This is a genomic window from Paraburkholderia sp. GAS38 (assembly GCF_050434965.1).
Lineage (GTDB): Bacteria > Pseudomonadota > Gammaproteobacteria > Burkholderiales > Burkholderiaceae > Paraburkholderia > Paraburkholderia phenazinium_A.
This window is the reverse complement of sequence record NZ_JBNDJO010000008.1, coordinates 245351-262286: the sequence shown is the minus strand read 5'-3', so window position 1 is coordinate 262286 and position 16936 is coordinate 245351. Positions and strand designations below refer to the sequence as shown.

General features: G+C 63.5%; 16 protein-coding genes. 7 read left to right on the top strand and 9 right to left on the bottom strand.

The window, feature by feature from the left end; genetic code table 11:
* Positions 1 to 118: 118 nt before the first annotated feature.
* Together P3T42_RS20705 and P3T42_RS20700 are read right to left on the bottom strand one after the other, a co-directional pair.
* On the bottom strand, positions 119 to 451 hold the full coding sequence (locus tag P3T42_RS20705) for a GIY-YIG nuclease family protein (RefSeq protein WP_429307091.1): 333 nt from the start codon (positions 449 to 451) through the stop codon (positions 119 to 121).
* A 2-nt stretch (positions 452 to 453) separates the two neighbouring features.
* Positions 454 to 1623, bottom strand: a complete 1170-nt coding sequence (locus tag P3T42_RS20700; protein WP_074302052.1) for a GNAT family N-acetyltransferase — start codon at positions 1621 to 1623, stop codon at positions 454 to 456.
* 137 nt (positions 1624 to 1760) lie between these two features.
* Between P3T42_RS20700 and P3T42_RS20695 the strand changes: the two genes are divergently transcribed.
* Together P3T42_RS20695 and glnK are read left to right on the top strand one after the other, a co-directional pair.
* Positions 1761 to 3449: an NAD+ synthase gene (locus P3T42_RS20695; RefSeq protein WP_074302051.1), complete on the top strand. Its 1689-nt coding sequence runs from the start codon at positions 1761 to 1763 to the stop codon at positions 3447 to 3449.
* A 181-nt stretch (positions 3450 to 3630) separates the two neighbouring features.
* On the top strand, positions 3631 to 3969 hold the full coding sequence (gene glnK, locus P3T42_RS20690) for a P-II family nitrogen regulator (protein ID WP_074265470.1): 339 nt from the start codon (positions 3631 to 3633) through the stop codon (positions 3967 to 3969).
* A 170-nt stretch (positions 3970 to 4139) separates the two neighbouring features.
* On the opposite strand, the gene P3T42_RS20685 is transcribed toward glnK, so the two are convergent.
* The 4 genes from P3T42_RS20685 to P3T42_RS20670 all read right to left on the bottom strand — a co-directional run bounded on the left by P3T42_RS20685 (position 4140) and on the right by P3T42_RS20670 (position 8098).
* Positions 4140 to 5315, bottom strand: a complete 1176-nt coding sequence (locus P3T42_RS20685) for a porin (protein ID WP_074302050.1) — start codon at positions 5313 to 5315, stop codon at positions 4140 to 4142.
* Between the two features lie 583 nt (positions 5316 to 5898).
* A complete protein-coding gene (locus P3T42_RS20680) occupies positions 5899 to 6678 on the bottom strand; it encodes an ABC transporter ATP-binding protein (protein ID WP_429307090.1) in 780 nt (259 codons plus the stop codon).
* Between the two features lie 20 nt (positions 6679 to 6698).
* On the bottom strand, positions 6699 to 7412 hold the full coding sequence (locus P3T42_RS20675) for an ABC transporter permease (protein ID WP_074302048.1): 714 nt from the start codon (positions 7410 to 7412) through the stop codon (positions 6699 to 6701).
* Entirely contained in the window at positions 7409 to 8098 is a 690-nt protein-coding gene (locus tag P3T42_RS20670; protein ID WP_074302736.1) for an ABC transporter permease, read from the bottom strand. Before P3T42_RS20670 ends, P3T42_RS20675 begins: the two co-directional genes overlap by 4 nt.
* A gap of 640 nt (positions 8099 to 8738) precedes the next feature.
* Here P3T42_RS20670 and P3T42_RS20665 point away from each other — a divergent pair.
* The gene (locus tag P3T42_RS20665; protein ID WP_074302047.1) at positions 8739 to 9449 is read left to right on the top strand and encodes a pirin family protein; all 711 of its coding nucleotides are present in this window, start codon (positions 8739 to 8741) and stop codon (positions 9447 to 9449) included.
* Between the two features lie 175 nt (positions 9450 to 9624).
* On the opposite strand, the gene P3T42_RS20660 is transcribed toward P3T42_RS20665, so the two are convergent.
* Complete coding sequence (locus tag P3T42_RS20660; RefSeq protein WP_074302046.1) at positions 9625 to 10161, bottom strand: periplasmic heavy metal sensor; 537 nt, start codon at positions 10159 to 10161, stop codon at positions 9625 to 9627.
* 222 nt (positions 10162 to 10383) lie between these two features.
* Here P3T42_RS20660 and P3T42_RS20655 point away from each other — a divergent pair, with 222 nt between their 5' ends.
* Positions 10384 to 11109, top strand: coding sequence for a response regulator (locus P3T42_RS20655; protein WP_074302045.1), 726 nt, complete (start codon positions 10384 to 10386; stop codon positions 11107 to 11109).
* Positions 11093 to 12412 carry an ATP-binding protein gene (locus tag P3T42_RS20650; protein ID WP_074302044.1) on the top strand — a complete coding sequence of 440 codons (1320 nt, stop codon included), beginning with the start codon at positions 11093 to 11095 and terminating at the stop codon, positions 12410 to 12412. Before P3T42_RS20655 ends, P3T42_RS20650 begins: the two co-directional genes overlap by 17 nt.
* A gap of 15 nt (positions 12413 to 12427) precedes the next feature.
* Here the strand turns inward: P3T42_RS20650 and P3T42_RS20645 are convergent, their stop codons facing one another.
* The gene (locus tag P3T42_RS20645) at positions 12428 to 12694 is read right to left on the bottom strand and encodes a hypothetical protein (protein ID WP_074302043.1); all 267 of its coding nucleotides are present in this window, start codon (positions 12692 to 12694) and stop codon (positions 12428 to 12430) included.
* Positions 12695 to 12805: 111 nt separating this feature from the next.
* Positions 12806 to 14482, bottom strand: a complete 1677-nt coding sequence (locus P3T42_RS20640; RefSeq protein ID WP_429307089.1) for a sensor domain-containing diguanylate cyclase — start codon at positions 14480 to 14482, stop codon at positions 12806 to 12808.
* On the opposite strand from P3T42_RS20640, the gene P3T42_RS20635 reads away from it, so the two are divergent.
* Complete coding sequence (locus tag P3T42_RS20635; protein ID WP_143788573.1) at positions 14454 to 14705, top strand: hypothetical protein; 252 nt, start codon at positions 14454 to 14456, stop codon at positions 14703 to 14705. The two genes, P3T42_RS20640 and P3T42_RS20635, sit on opposite strands and share 29 nt — an antisense overlap.
* A 457-nt stretch (positions 14706 to 15162) precedes the next feature.
* Entirely contained in the window at positions 15163 to 16914 is a 1752-nt protein-coding gene (locus P3T42_RS20630) for an ABC transporter permease (RefSeq protein WP_429307088.1), read from the top strand.
* Positions 16915 to 16936: the final 22 nt, after the last annotated feature.

Genomic DNA, 16936 nt, shown 5'->3' with positions numbered 1-16936 from the left:
CGGCGTGGATTGGGGCCTTAGGGTCTTAGCGTCGTTACGCAAGCATAGGCATACGCATAGTCCATAGTCCATAGTTCGCGCATGCACATGGACTCGCCACGGCCATGCCCTGCAAACACTAGGCGTTATCCGACTCTTTAGCTTCGGTCGCCGCGTCCGCTTCCTCTTCCGCTTGAACCACCACCGGCAACACGGATTCAAGCGTGCGCACACCCGCTGCCAGCGCCCGCTTCTCCGGCGGCGAGAGCCGCTTGACCCAGTACTCCGCGCTCGACGCGCTCGACCGGTCCGCGAGTTCGAACGAGGCCAGCACCTGCACCGGCTTGCGCGAGCGCGTATACCGCGCCCCCGTACCGCTGACATGCTTCTCGAAGCGTGCCTGCACATCCACCGCAATGCCGGTATAAACACTGCCGTCGGCGCATTCGATCAGATAGAGAAACCACGGCATGGCTAGCTCTTGAACGGATTATGGTCGCGCAACTCGTCGACGTAAGCGTGGATGCTGTTCGTCTCGCTGTCGAGAAAGCGCGCCACCGCGTCGGAGAAAGCCGGATGGGCAAGCCAGTGCGTCGAGCGCGTGACGGTGGGCAAAAAGCCGCGCGCCATCTTGTGTTCGCCTTGCGCGCCGCCTTCGAACACGCCGAGCTTCTCTTCGATGCAGAATTCGAGCGGCTGGTAGTACGCGGTCTCGAAGTGCAGGCACGGCACGTGTTCGAGGGCGCCCCAGTAGCGGCCGTACAGCGTGCCGCCGGTTTTTTCGTCGCGTTGATACACCACCAGCGAACTCGCAATCGGCTTGCCCTCGTACTCCGCGATCACCAGCAGCAGGTTCTCCGGCATGGTCGCGCCGATCGTGCGGAAAAACTCGAGATTCAGATACGGACTCGAAAAGTGCTCGCGGTAGGTCTGCCTGTAGCATTTGGCGAAGAAGCGCCACTCGGCATCGCTGATGTCTTCGCCGCGTACGCGGCGCATCGTGACGCCCGCTTCGCGGACCTTGCGGCGTTCGGCGCGGATGTTCTTGCGTTTCTTCTGCTCGAGCGTCGAGAGGAACTCGTCGAAGTCGCGATAGCCGTCGTTCAGCCAGTGAAACTGCACGCCCTCACGCTGCATCATGCCGAGTTCGGTGAGCGCGTCGGCTTCGCCGGCGGTCGGAAACAGCACATGCAGCGACGACACGTCCGCCTGTTCGGCAAACGCCATCAGCGTGGCGGCGAGGTGGCGCAGCGCGTGCGGATCCGCGGCCAGCAGCCGGTTGCCCTGCACCGGCGTGAACGGTACGGCGCACAGCAGCTTCGGATAGTAGGCGAGGCCGTTGCGCTTGTAGGCGTCGGCCCAGGCCCAGTCGAACACATATTCGCCGTAGGAGTGTCCCTTCAGGTACACGGGCGCCGCGGCCACCAGCCGGTCCGTGCGCGGATCGGTCAGCGTGACGAACTGCGGCGCCCAGCCGGTATCGGCGACCGCGGATTGGCTGGTGTGCAGCGCGCTCAGGAACTCATGCCGCAGAAACGGCGTGGGCTGGGCTTGCTGGGCGAGGAGGGCGTTCCACTCTGCCGCGTCCACCTCGGAGGGCGAGGCCAGAATGCCCGTGCGATAATCAAAGCGTTGCTGGTTCAATCTGTTTGACTGTTCCTGATCTGAGCGGCGCTCCGCATGTAGCGGAGCGTCGTTCGTTTGTCCGTGTGTGTGTCCGTTGCGTCGAGCCACCTGGCCTTCGTAACCGGCAAGCTGCGCGGCTTGCCCCCGATCCTGCCATGAAGACCCGAATCGCTCTTGCTCAACTCAATGTCACTGTCGGCGACTTCGCCGGCAACGTCGCGAAGCTTGTCGCCGCCGCCCGCGCCGCGCACAACGATGGTGCGAAGCTGCTCGTCGCGCCGGAACTCGCGCTCTCCGGCTATCCGCCCGAAGACCTGCTGCTGCGTCCCGCCTTCTATGCCGCCAGTGCCGCGGCACTGGCCGATCTCGCCGCGCAACTGAAGCCGTTCGCCGGCTTGCACGTGGTGGTCGGCCATCCGCACCGCGACGCCGCGCACGGCCATGGTAAAGCAAACGCGCCAATCGAGCGCGGCGTGCCGCCGGTCGATACCTTCAACGCCGCGTCGCTGATCGTCGACGGCGAGGTAGTGGGCACCTATCTGAAACAGGACCTGCCCAACAGCGAGGTGTTCGACGAGAAGCGCTACTTCGCGTCGGACCCGAAGCCGTTCGTCTTCGAGCTGGACGGCGTCAAGTACGGCATCGTGATCTGCGAGGACGTCTGGCACGCGCCGGCGGCCCAGCAGGCCAAGGCGGCCGGCGCCCAGGTGCTGCTGATTCCGAACGGCTCGCCGTATCACCTGAACAAGGAAGCGGTGCGGGTCGACATCCTGCGGGCGCGGATTCGCGAGACCGGTCTGCCGATGGTCTACGTGAACATGGTCGGCGCCCAGGACGAACTGGTGTTCGACGGCGGCTCGTTCGTGCTGGACGGCCACGGCGAAATGGTCGCGAAGATGGCGCAGTTCGAGGAAGGGCATGCGATCGTCGAATTCGACGGCGCGCGTCCCGTGCCCACCACGGTGGCGCCCGAGCAGTCGCTGGAGGCGCAGGTCTACGCGGCGCTCGTGATGGGCGTGCGCGACTACATCAACAAGAACGGTTTTCCGGGCGCGCTCATCGGCCTGTCCGGCGGCGTGGATTCGGCGCTGGTGCTGGCCGTGGCGTGCGACGCGCTCGGCGCCGAGCGGGTGCGCGCCGTGATGATGCCGTCGCGCTACACGGCGGATATCTCCACCACCGACGCCGCCGAGATGGCGCGCCGGGTCGGCGTGCGCTACGACGAGATCGCGATTGCGCCGATGTTCGACGCCTTCCGCACCTCGCTTGCCGACGAATTCGCCGGCCGCGCGGAAGATGCCACCGAGGAAAACATCCAGGCACGGATTCGCGGCACGTTGTTGATGGCGTTGTCGAACAAGTTCGGCTCGATCGTATTGACCACGGGCAACAAGAGCGAGATGGCGGTCGGCTATTGCACGCTGTACGGCGACATGGCCGGCGGCTTCGCGGTGATCAAGGACATCGCCAAGACGCTGGTGTACCGTCTGTGCCATTACCGCAACGCGGCTACCACCTTCGCGAAGCAGGACATCATCCCGGAGCGGATTCTCACGCGCGCGCCGTCGGCCGAACTGCGCGAGAACCAGACCGACCAGGACAGCCTGCCGCCGTATGAGGTGCTCGACGCCATCATGCGCATGTACATGGAAGAAGACCGCTCGCTCGCCGAGATCATCGCCGCGGGCTATGCGGTGGACGATGTGAAGCGCGTTACGCGCCTCATCAAGATCAACGAGTACAAGCGCCGTCAGGCGCCGATCGGCATTCGCGTGACCCATCGCGCGTTCGGCCGCGACTGGCGTTATCCGATCACTTCGCGCTACACCGAACCGGTCGAATGAGGGAAGGCTGAACCGCAGCGCGAGTGGCGGCTTGCCCGGTAGCCCGGGCGGCCGCCCGAAACGCATCCCGAATGAGGCCCTGCCGGAAAGTCCGCAGGCCTTCCGGCACAGCGTAGAATCGAAGCTATCTATTTCCTTTCGACTTTCCGAACAACGATCCGATCAAGAGACGAGGTACGCCATGAAACGCATCACTGCAGTCATCAAACCCTTCAAGCTCGACGAAGTCCGCGAAGCGCTCGCCGAAGTCGGCCTGACCGGGCTGACGGTGACCGAAGTCAAAGGCTTTGGACGCCAGAAAGGTCACACGGAGCTGTATCGCGGCGCCGAATATGTGGTCGACTTCCTGCCGAAAGTGAAGATCGAAGTGGTGGTGGCGAACGATCAGTGCGATCAGGTGATCGACGCGATCATCGGCGCGGCGCGCACCGGCAAGATTGGCGACGGCAAGATCTTCGTGGCGGAAGTGGAGCGGGTGATCCGCATTCGCACCGGTGAGGAAAACGAAGCAGCGGTCTGAAGCGGTCTAAGGTTTAAGGTTTAAAGCTTAAAACGCAGGAACGCGTAGCGGACGCAGCGCCGCGCGCGCCAATAAAAAACGGTGCGATACCCTTGCGGACATCGCACCGATACGCGCCTCTCGCAGCAGCGTGAAAAAGATTCTAAAGCTGTTCTAACTGCACCGTTCGTTTAGAACGAGTGCTGGATACCTGCGTAAACACCGGTCTGGCTGTGGCCAGGCGTCGGGTTTTCGTTGTATGCCGCACCGCCCGTACCCGGATCGGCAGCCGTACCGCCAACCGTACCGCCCGCGCCTGCGTTGTTCGCATCGAGGCCGAAGTTGGCCGTCTTGCTGTTACGCACCGTAGCGATCTGGATGTCGAGCAACGTACGCTTGGACAGGTTGTACGAACCACCAATCGTGTAGATGTTCGCGTTGCCTGCACCGTTGTTCGCGTTCACGTGATACACGGCTGCGATCAGTGCTGCGGCCGGCGTAGCTTGCCACGTCACGCCACCCCATTCCTGGTCGGTCGTCGTCGGCGTGCCGATAGGTACACCCGTTTCGCCCGAAGTACGCGCACCTTGGTACACAGCCTGAATCTTGAACTGACCGAGGAACACGTTCACGCCGGCGAAGTATTCGCGGCCGAAGCTGAACGGACCGTTGACCGAACCCGAGGACGGATCGCCGAGGCTGCCGTTGACGTTGTTGCGGATTTCGTCGTACAGGCCACGCACCTGGAACAGCGAGTTCGTGTAGGTCAGTTGCAAGCCGTCTTCACGACCCGGTGCAGCTGTGCTCGGGGTGCCGCCGCCGCCGTTAAACGACGTGGAGTTCGAGAAGGAGTACTGGCCGTACACGTCAAAGCCACCGAACTTCGGCGACTGGTACGAAACGTTGTTGCTCGATTGCGGCCAGTTGCGGCCACGGACCAGCGACGCCGACGACCAGTTCGATTGACCGAACGGGTCGAAGTCCCACACGCCATTGGAGATGAACAGTTCGCGACCGAGGAGCAGGGTACCGAACTGGTCATTCGAACCGCCGACTGTCGCCCAGCGATTCCAGAGAGAGCCGGCCGAGCCGAGTGCGCCGGTCGCCGTGCTGAAGGAGCCTTCCAACTGGAACAGGATCTTGTTGCCGCCACCGATGTCTTCGACACCCTTCATGCCCCACAGGCTCGTGCCCCAGTCGCCGCTTTCAAGGCGGACACGCGACGTGGAACCGTTGTAGCTGTTGTTCGGAAGGCCGCTGATGTATTCGACACCCGCATCCAGACGACCGTACAGCGTCACGCTGCTTTGAGCGTGCGCAACTACACCGGCCGACATCAGCGCCGCGGCGAGTAATGCTTTCTTCATCTTCTCCTCCATACCCTGTCAAAAGAAAAACCCAGTACTGCGAATGGTGTCCGGACGCCAGAGGTGCCGAACAGAAATCCGTACCAGGGAGACGGTTTGGGTCGAACGGGGTGTGTTGTCATAACGATGCAGCCTGGGGCTGTCTTTGCGTCATGCCGATCCCTCGTTGACCGGTATCTCCTCTGCGTGTTTTGAAGTGAAACTACTTTTAATCAACTTTGTTTTGGTACTTTGGTTACTAATTTATCAAAAATACCCCTCGATGGGAGAAGAAATTGGTCTTGGGTCGCGCAGGTGTCTCCAAATTGCAATAGTGGTGTGCTCAAGCACTCACGGCGGCGTCCCAAAAACACCATGAAACCCTTGTCTGACAAGGGAATCACGGTTCGCCCGAGGCAACCTTAAGGATTGCCACTATTGACGCTGCAAAACGGTGGGAGTAGGGCAAAAAACGGGATGTTGGTGCGGTATTTGGGACATTTGACGACCCAAAACGCAAAGCGAACATGAAAAAAGGCGCTGTTTGAAAGCGCCTTGTAATACTACATTGACTACAGCCGTTGTCCTAAACGTTGTTCCAACGTTATTTGAGGCTGCCGGAGAGAAATTGCCTGAGCCGTTCGCTCTTCGTGTTCCTGAATACTTCGTCGGGATGACCCTCTTCTTCGACCCGGCCCTGATGCAGGAACATCACGTGATTCGACACGTCGCGGGCGAACGCCATCTCGTGCGTGACGACGATCATCGTGCGGCCTTCCTCGGCGAGCGTCTGCATGACCTTCAGCACTTCGCCCACCAGTTCCGGGTCGAGCGCGGAGGTCGGCTCGTCGAACAGCATGACGTCGGGATGCATCGCCAGCGCCCGTGCAATTGCGACCCGCTGTTGCTGGCCGCCCGACAGATGCGACGGATACTGCTTTTCCAGCCGCGGCGCGAGACCGACCTTTTCCAGGTATTGACGGGCGCGTTCCTCGGCTTCGCGGCGCGGCAGTCCGAGCACGTGGACCGGCGCTTCAATGATGTTCTCCAGCACGCTCATGTGCGCCCACAGGTTGAAGTGCTGGAACACCATCGAGAGCCGGGTGCGCACGCGCTGCAACTGTTTGGGATCGGAGACTTTCAGCGCGCCGGTTTTGTCTTTCTGCGTACGCACCTCTTCGCCGTCGACGAAGATACGCCCGGAGTTGGGCTGCTCGAGAAAGTTAATGCAGCGCAGCATCGTGCTCTTGCCCGAGCCGGACGAGCCGATCACGCTGATGACGTCGCCGGCGTTCGCGCGCAGCGAGACGCCCTTGAGCACTTCGTTGTCGCCGTATTGTTTATGCAGCTCGTCGACGAAGAGCTTTTGCTTCCTGGTGTTCATGAGTCGGGGTCCTTGACGGCTTATTTGCCTTGCGGCCGCAAATAAGCGAGCCAGCGGCGCTCGGCGCGGCGGAACAGCCACACGAGCGTGAAAGAAATAACCAGGTAGAGCAGGGCGGCGAGGCCGAACGCGTTGAACGACTGGTAGGTCGCCGAGTTCACGTCGCGGGCGATCTTCAGGATGTCCGGCACGGTGGCGGTGAAGGCGACCGTCGTGGCGTGCAGCATCAGGATCACTTCATTGCTGTAGTAAGGCAGCGCGCGGCGCAGGGCGGACGGCAGGATCACGCGCCGGTACAGCGTGAACGGCGACATGCCATAGGCCCGTGCGGCTTCGATCTCGCCGTACGGTGTCGCCCGGATGGCGCCGGCAAAGATCTCCGTGGTGTACGCGCAGGTGTTCAGCGTGAACGCGAGCAGCGTGCAATGCATGCCGTCGCGGAAGAACGCGTTGGTGAGCTCGTGATTGCGGATCACTTCGAGGCTGTAGAGGCCGGTGTAGCAGAGCAGCAACTGCACGTAGAGCGGCGTGCCGCGGAACACATACGTATAGAGCCACACCAGACCCGAGAGCCACTTCTTCTTCGAGACGCGCGCGACCGAGAGCGGAATCGACAGGCAGAAGCCGAGGCCGATCGACACCACCAGCAGCCACAACGTGATCACGAGGCCGGTGAAGCGGTAGCCGTCGCTATAGAGGTAGTTGCGCCAGTATTCCTGAATGATCTCGATCATAGATCCGCCTTGCGTACGCCGGTCGAGTAGCGCTTTTCGAGGTACATCAGCACGAAGTTGGAGACCGTGGTGATGACGAGGTAGATGGCCCCCGCCAGCAGGGTAAAGAAGAAGAACCGCAAGGTGCCCTTGCCGGCGTCCTGGGAGGCTTTCACGACGTCGGCGAGGCCGATGATCGATACCAGCGCGGTGGCCTTCACCATCACCTGCCAGTTATTGCCGATGCCTGGCAGCGCGAAGCGCATCATCTGCGGGAACATGATGCGCGAGAACACCTGCCAGCCGGTCATGCCGTAGGCGTGGCCCGCTTCGAGCTGGCCGCGCGGCACGGCGAGGAACGCACCGCGGAAGGTCTCCGTGAAGTAGGCGCCGTAGATGAAGCCGAGCACCGCTACGCCGGCCACGAACGGGTCGATGTCGATCTGGTCCCAGCCGAGCAGGTCGGTCAGGTTGTTCAGGCAGATCTGCAGGCTGTAGAACAGCAGCAGCATCAGCACGAGGTCGGGGACGCCGCGCACGAGGGTCGTGTAGAGCGTGCCTACACTATAGGAGACCCGGTTTTTCGACAGTTTGGCCGCCGCGCCGAGCAAGCCCAGCACGAACGCGAACGCCAGCGACAGCACCGCCAGCTTGACGGTCTGCCAGGTGCCGTTGAGAAGCAACGGGCCGTAGCCTTGAAGGAACATATAAGGTCCTTGACGATGCGTGAAGTGCGCACCGCGAAAGACGCGGCCTGACTGCACCGCTGAGCAAATCATGACCGTCCGGCCGTTGCCGGCTGGACAGCGCGTTTTCCGACTGTATTACGAAGCTCGCGGCAGGCCCATGCGGGTCCGTCCCGAGTTCCGGATGTTGTGAGGCAGACTGGACGCGCGGCGCCCGGCCGGTTGGAGCGGTCGAAACCGACGAACCGGCCTTGAGCGGCCGTCGCTATTCTAGGCGGTCAAAATTGTCGTGCCGGATCGTTTTGCCCGGCCGTACAGGTCCGGCTTAGGTGGCCTGCGAGCGGGCCGCCCCTGCCTGTGCGTTTGCCTCGAAGACCTCGCCAAGGTTGTCTCCGTAGGACCGCACGCCTGAGTCTGCCCAAAAAGCGCGGTATTTTACCCGAACGGCCGCACCATGCCAGTCCGGCGCTCCAGTACCCGGCAGCGCGGCCCTCGGCTGGCCTTGGGCTGCCCCGGTTGTGGCGGCCCAGGTCAGCGCAACTGGAGCGACGCGCCGATTGCCCGGATTTTTGGAACGATCCGGTGCGCCGGCGCGGGTTGTACTGGACGCCGTGTGCCCATACATTCTGGGCATCGCAATGCATCCCTACTGGAGAACCCTATGATCGAGATCCGCCGCTCCGACGAACGAGGTCACGCTAACCATGGCTGGCTCGACTCGTATCACAGCTTCTCGTTTGCCGACTACTACGACCCGGAGCACATGCACTTCGGACCGCTGCGCGTGATCAACGAAGATCGCATCGCGGGGGGGCAGGGCTTCGGCACGCATGGGCATCGGGACATGGAGATCGTGACGTACGTGCTCGACGGCGCGCTTGCTCATCGCGACAGCATGGGCAACGGCTCGACGATTCGCCACGGCGACGTGCAGCGCATGAGCGCCGGCACGGGCGTGATGCACAGCGAGTTCAACGCGTCGGAACACGAACCGGTGCATCTGCTGCAGATCTGGGTCTTGCCGCAGCGTGCGGGCGACCAGCCGGGTTACGAAGAAAAGCGCTTCGACGATGCCGACAAGCGCGGCCGTCTGCGTATCGTCGCGTCGCCGGATGGACGCGACGGCTCGGTGACGATTCATTCGGACGCGTCGATCTACGCGGCGCTGATCGACGGCGCCGAGCAGGCTGCGCTGCCGTTGCAGGCGGGCCGCCGTGCCTATGTTCACGTGGCGCGCGGCGCGCTGACCGTCAACGGCGAAGCCCTGGCGGCGGGCGATGCCGCCATGATCGTCGATGCCGCCGCGGTCACGCTCGAACAGGGGCGCGACGCCGAGGTGCTGGTGTTCGACCTCGGCGCGTTAAACGGCTGAGCGAATGACGCATTGAGTGATTGAACGGCCCAGGGGACGACACCTGGCCACGTTGCCGCTGCCGCAATGCCGCCGCCGCCGCAAAACAGAAACGCCACGGAAGTCTCTTCCGTGGCGTTTCTGTTTGCATGACCGGCGACCGACAGCGCGCCGGTCATGCACAGGCAGCAAGCGCTTACTGATTCGCTGCCGGGGCCGATGCCGCGCCCTGATGATGCTGCCAATGCTCGCGCATCTTTTCGTGACGCGCTTCCATCTTGGCCCAATGCTGCTTGAGGGCCGTGCTGACGATGGTCTTCTGCTTGTCGTTCAGGCCGTTGTAGAAGTTGAGCCAGGCTGCCGAGGTTTGCTCGCGCAACTGATGGTTCTGCTCTTCAGCCTTCTGATGCATGTCGTGCAGCGCATTCAGATCGAGGATCGGCTGCTGCTGCAGCGCCTTCATCTGGTCGTGCATCTGCTTGTGGGCGGCGCGCGAGGCTTCACGATTCTGTTTCATCGTGTCGAGTGCGGCCTGCCACTGCTTTTCCTGATCCGGGCTCAGGTTCAACTGGCCGTGCAGCTTGTTCAGTTCCTCCTTGAACTCGCCGTGGTGATGCCAGCCGCCGGGACCGCCGGGGCCGCCCTGGCCGTCAGGTTGAGCGGCGTAAGCGCCGAGGCCAATGGCAAGCGATGCTGCGGCGACGGCGACGAAGCGTGACATTTTTGTGGACATGAATGGCTCCTTGTAATGGAATAGCCGACGATGCAAACACGGCAACAGAGGACGGGATGCATTCGGTAAGACACAGCGTAAAGACCCGCGACGTGCGCTGTGTTACCTGAGCGCGTGTCGCTATTACGCGACATTACTGGCGCCTTTCGCCGTAACACCCGGTAACCCTTTGCGGGGTGTCCGGCCCGGAAACCCAACCTCCTGGGCGTTAAACTTCATCTCATGGCTACTCAAATACTTGTCGTCGACGACGACCTCGAACTCCGCGATCTGTTGCGCGACTATCTGGCCCGCCAGGGCATTGAAGTGTCGGTGCTGCACGACGCCGGCTCGCTCGAGCGGCGGCTGGAGCGCGAGCGCCCGGATCTGATCGTGCTCGACCTGATGATGCCGGGCGTGGACGGCCTGACGGCGCTGCGCAAGCTGCGCGCCTCGGGCGACGACATTCCGGTGATCATGCTGACGGCGCGCGCCGACGACGTGGACCGCATCGTCGGCCTCGAACTGGGCGCGGACGACTACCTCGGCAAGCCGTTCAATCCGCGCGAACTGCTGGCGCGTGTGCAGGCCGTGCTGCGGCGCCGCCGCACGCTGCCGTCGGCGGCCGCGCCGGAGCAGCGCGAACCGTTCACGTTCGGCCGTTTTACGCTCGACTTCCAGTCGCGCACGCTGAATCTCGAAGACAAACCGCTGACCTTGTCCGGCAGTGAGTTCGCGCTCCTGAAGATTTTCGTCAATCACCCAATGCGCACGCTGACTCGCGAGCGCCTGCTCGAATTGCTGCATGGTCCGGAATACGACGGCACCGACCGCGGCATCGACGTGCAGGTCTGGCGTCTGCGCCGCATCCTCGAAACCGATCCGTCCACGCCGCGCTTCATTCAGACCGTTCGCGGCCGCGGTTACGTGTTCGTGCCGGATGGCGAACAGCATGCGCCGACCCATTGATTCACTGTTCGGGCGGCTGGCGTTGCTGGTCGTCGGGGTGCTGCTGCTGTCGCATTTCGCGGGGTATGCGCTGTTTCGCCTCGAGCGCAGCCAGTTTCAGAACCGCTATGCCGTAGAAGAGGCCACCTTCCTCGTCGACGCCGTGCGTCAGCACGTCCTGCATACGCCGGATCAGCCGTTGCCTTCGCGGGTGCGGCTGGTCGATCCGTCGAGCAAGGATGTGCCGGCGCTGCAAGAGGGTTCGAATACACCGCTCAACCACTTCCTCGAGGACGTGCGCGACCGCATGCCGCCGGGTACCCAGGTGCGCCTCGGCGAACCGGGCAAGCCGCCTACCTTGTGGGTGCGTCAGCCGAGCGACGCCGACTGGATCGTCGTGCCGGTTCAGCCGCTGCGTCCGCCGCGTTCGGTGGACCGCATGGTGCTGTGGCTCACCATCATCTTCACGTTTGCCGTGATGGCCGCGCTCTTTGCGGCGTGGCAATTGCAGCAGCCGTTGCGCTCGCTCGCCAGCGCGGTCGCCCGCTTTGGCCGCGGCCAGCCGGTGCCGCCGGTGCCGGAGCGGGGCCCGCGCGAATTGCGTCAACTGACGCATGGCTTCAACCAGATGGTGCAGGAAGTGGCGCGCACGGAGAACGATCGCGCCGTGATGCTCGCGGGGGTCGCGCATGATCTGAAGACGCCGCTCGCGCGGCTGCGCCTGCGCGCCGAGATGATGGACGAGGTCAAGGTGCGCGACGGCGTGGTGCGCGACGTCGATTCGATGACGCATATCGTCGAGCAGTTTCTGGTGTTCGCTCACGACGGCGCCGATCGCAGCGAAGCCGTCGAAGTGGATGCGCAGTGCGAGCGTGTGGTGCGCAGCTACCGCGCGGTGGCGGCGGGCGCGGCCACCGTGCTGACCGATCTGAAGGCGGGCCCGGGCTTCCTGCTGCCGGCCGCCACGCTCGACCGTATTCTGTCCAACCTGCTCGACAATGCGCATGCCTATGGCGCGCCGCCTGTCGTGCTGGCGACGGCCCGCACGTCGGCGGGCTATACGTTGTCGGTGCAGGACAATGGCGGCGGAATTGCTGCGCAGGATCTGATCAACGCGAGCCGGCCGTTCGTGCGGCTCGACCCGGCGCGCGGCGGCAACGGCCACAGCGGGCTGGGGCTGGCGATCGTCGAACGGCTGGTGCGGCGCGCCGGCGGGGAATGGGAACTCGGCAATCACGGCGGGCGCGGCCTGCGGGTGTTGATGACGTTCCCGTTCGAGGCCGTGCCGCGCGTGAATTCAATGTCGGAAAGCGCGTGGTCGTGATGCGGTAGCGGTGGATTACTCCGAAAACAGCGTATTCAATGCGTTGGCCGCTTCACTGTCCACCGTGTTCCACGTCACGGTCTCGGCTTCGAAAATATAGTGCGTCGTATATTTGCCGAGGCGCGTGAGAATCTCCTCCTGAATCAGCTCCGGCGCCACCTCCAGCTTCAGATACCACGCGGTCGACGATAAGCGCGTCTGAAAGGCGCCGTACTCGGCCAGCAGATGGTCGAACGCGTCAGCATCGTGATCGCGGCAAACAATGACCAGATTTCCCTTCATGCATCTCTCCCGATAGAGCGGTAACAACAAGCTTCGTATGAAGGTTGATCATACCTGCTTGGCTCGGGCGTGTTAGCACATGGTGCGCGGGCGGCGCGTCGGCGCCGGTCCTCACCAGGTCGTGGCGGCGGTGCGCGCCGGCGGCGCGGTGTCGTCCGGCGGCAGCGCCTCGGTGCGGTCGCGGCCGCCGGTTTTCGCGGCATAGAGGGCGAGGTCGGCGCGGCTCATGATCCGCTCGGGCAGATCTTCCGGCGACAGTTCGGTGATGCCGATGCTCACGCTCAGGTTGGCGGAGGCCGGCAGCTTGGTCGACGGCACCGCCTTGAGCCGGGTGCGCAGCCGTTCCACCACGTCGCGGCCGCCTTCGAGTGCGGTGGCCGGCAACAGGATGCCGAATTCCTCGCCCCCCAGACGGCCGATCGCATCGCCGCCGCGCAGTTCGGCGCGACAGGTATCGACGAAGTGCTCGAGGGCGCGGTCGCCGGCGGCGTGGCCGAAGCGGTCGTTGATCTGCTTGAAGTGATCGAGGTCGGCAATCGCCATGCACAGCGGCTCGCCGCCTGCGTGAGCGCGTTCGATTTCATGCCGCAGCAGATCGAGGAAATAGCGGCGCGACAGCGCGCCGGTCAGCGCATCGTGACGGGCCTCGGCGGATAGCAGCGTATTGGCCGATTGCAACTGCTCGGCGAGGTCGCGCGTCGCACGATGGTGGCGCCGCTCGCGCACATAGGACACCGTAATCACCCATGCCAGCGCCGCGGTGCCCGCGAGCGTCAGAAACACCAGCAGGCGGTCGCGCTTATGGTTGCGCAGCAGTTCGGGCCAGGCGGCGAGCGGATCGACCAGATGGGCGGACAGTCCTGAGTTGAGACCGCCGCGCCACTCGTAGAGCGCCGGCTCGGCGCGCTCGCCCATGCCGAACAGTTGCATCGCGATGTCCGTCGGCACCCACGGCGCCTGCTCGCGCACCGGCTGCATGTCCGCCTGGATCGGGACGTTCGGAAAGTCTTCGTGGCGATAGATGTTCTGACGTTCGACGCTGCTCATCTGCTTGATGTGCCCATCCGGCAGGACATGGCCTTCCAGCGCGCTGTTATGGGCCATGATGATCACGCCGTTCTCGTCGGCCACGAAGGTTCCTTCGTGGGCCACCCAGTGGCGCAAGCGCGAAATGCCGACCTTGGCGATCACCACCCCGACCAGCACGCCGTCGTCATACACCGGCGCGGCGATGAAGATGCCCGGTTCGCCGCTCGCGCGGCCCACGCCGTAGGCCTCGCCGAACGCGCCCAGCAGCGCGTTGGAGAGATAGTTGCGCCCGCGCATGTCGATGCCCACGAAGTTGCGGCTCTGCGTATTGCTGGACGCGACGCATAAGCCGTTGGCGTTGACGAGCCAGATCGAGTCGAGTCCGGAGAAGCCCTGGGCGTCGTGCAGGAAGTTGCTGACGGCCACCAGTTCCGGCACCTTGAGCAGGTTCGCGTGCAGCGTAGCGGCCGGCACGGCGCTGCTCACGGCATAACCTTGCGACTGCGCAAGCGCGCGCTGGACGACGTTGATTTCCGCCATCGTGGCCGGAATGGCGCGGGACATGGAGAGGTCGCTGGCGATCACTTCGGCCATGTTGTCGACGATCGACGAAGACATCTGCCGTTGCGCGCGCAGCGCGGCATCGAGTTCCTGCTGAACCATGCGGTCCGCGATCATGCCGGACGCGAGCCAGCACGCGACCACGACCAGCGCGAAGCTGAGCGGTCCGATGGCCTGGCGCAAGGAATTCCTGTTCATCGACTCTCTGATCCGTCTGACTTTGGGTTGCAACAAGGTCAATCGTTGCAGCGCGCCGGCGCTGAGTCGTTGCTGCGGGCAGCGGGCAATCCGCGGCGTGTCCGGTCACGCCAGGTTCGCTCCTTTTACCTGGCTGACCGAAACCATCCGCCCTGTCTCGATTTTAACCGCCAGGTGGCGCAACGCCATCCGTTATTGCGACTCGGCGCACGCCATCAGGTAATTAACGACCATACGAGTCCCTTTCTGAACGGGGGTGCGGGTTTTCCAGATGTCTCCGGCACGCCACGCCGCGCGACCGGCCGGGTCGTCCGGGGGCGTGCCGTGCGACTGATTTGCCCCGAAAGGTTGTGCCTGAAACACAGGTTGTAGTAGTGTCGTGCCGTCCAAAACAAGGAAAGCTCGCCAGCCTTCGGGCGGCGCCTGCCCTGACAGGCGGCTGCAGCGGCGGTCCGGGGTGTTTCGCCCAGGGTTCGGCCGCTGCCGGTCAATGTATCTCCGACGCTAACGACTACCGCGCATATGCTTGCTGCCACGCCTGATTTTCGCTTTCCGGACCGTTCCGCCGGCCTGCTTGCCGTGCCTGACCGGCAGCCTGCAAGCCACGCCTGTCCCGCACACTCGGCGCCGTCCCGCGCGGCCTGTCTCCACCTAGCCTACGCAAACAGGAAGGGCGTCTGATGGACTTCAGTTTCGATCTGAAACGCACCGCCAATGCTTCCGCGTGGCGCCTGCTGCCCAACGGCTGGGACTTCGTCGCCTTTCCGCTGATCATCTGCGTGATCGCTTTTGCGGCGATTGGCTTTCACCAGACGCTCGCGCCGATGTCGACGCTGAAGACCCAGGTCATCTCGCTCGACCCAACAAACCTGCCTGAATATGCGTTGCGCACGACGCTGCGCATGCTTGCGGCGATGGTGGCGTCGCTCGTGTTCACGCTGAGTTACGGCACGCTGGCGGCCAAGAGCCGCCGCGCGGGCCTCGTGCTGGTGCCGATTCTCGACATTCTGCAGTCGGTGCCGGTGCTGGGCTACATTTCGTTTACGGTCACGTTCTTCCTCGCGCTGTTCCCTGGACGCGTGCTGGGCGCGGAGCTCGCGGCGATCTTCGCGATCTTCACGAGCCAGGCCTGGAACATGACCTTCAGCTTCTACCAGTCGCTGCGCACAGTGCCGCGCGATCTGGATGAGGTCTCGCGCGGTTTTCACCTGACCGGCTGGCAGCGTTTCTGGAAGCTCGAGGTGCCGTTCTCGATGCCGGGCCTCATCTGGAACATGATGATGTCGATGTCGGGCGGCTGGTTCTTCGTGGTGGCCTCGGAGGCGATCACGGTGGGCAACAACACGATCACGCTGCCGGGCATCGGCGCGTATCTGGCCCAGGCCATTTCCGACAAGAACCTGCATGCAGTCGGCTGGGTCATCCTGACCATGACGGTTGTGATTCTGGTCTATGACCAGTTCCTGTTCCGTCCGCTGGTGGCGTGGGCCGACAAGTTCCGCATGGAGAACACCAGTTCCGGCGATGCGCCGGAGTCCTGGCTGCTCGACCTGATCCGCCGGACGCGCCTGATTCACCGTCTGCTGGTGCCGATGGGCTGGGTCTTCGCCAACGCTGCGCGGGTGCCGCTACGGATGCCGGCGTTCGCCCGCTTCAACTTCGCGCTGCCGCAGCGCCAGAAGTCGTCGCGCGTGGGCGATATCGTCTGGGGCATCCTGGTGATCCTGCTGACGGTGTTCGTGGTCTATCGCGTGATCTCGTATGTGCGGACCGGCGTCACGCTGGACGAAGTCGGCCACGTGTTCGTGCTCGGCCTGATCACCTTGATCCGTGTGCTTCTGCTGATCGCGATCGCCTCGGTGATCTGGGTGCCGCTCGGCGTGCTGATCGGGCTGCGTCCGGCGTTGGCCGAAAAGATTCAACCTGTCGCGCAGTTCCTCGCGGCATTCCCGGCCAACCTGCTGTTCCCGGTGTTCGTCATCGTGATCGTGCGCTTCCATCTGAATCCGGACATCTGGCTCTCGCCGCTGATCGTGCTCGGCACGCAGTGGTATATCCTGTTCAACGTGATCGCGGGCGCCAGTTCGTACCCGAACGACTACAAGGAGGCGGCGACCAACTTCGGCATTCGCGGCTGGCAGTGGTGGCGCAAGGCGATGCTGCCGGGCATTTTTCCGTACTACGTCACCGGCGCTATCACCGCTTCGGGCGGGGCGTGGAATGCCAGCATCGTGGCCGAGTTCGTGCAGTGGGGCGATACCAAGGTGGTCGCCCACGGTCTGGGTTCCTATATCGCGCAGACCACCGCCGCGGGTGACTTCCCCAAGATCATTCTCGGCATTGCCGTGATGTCCCTGTTCGTCACTTTGTTCAACCGCCTGCTGTGGCGTCCGATGTACGCCTACGCCGAATCCAAGCTTCGGCTCGATTGACAGGAATTTAAAGGCAAACCGC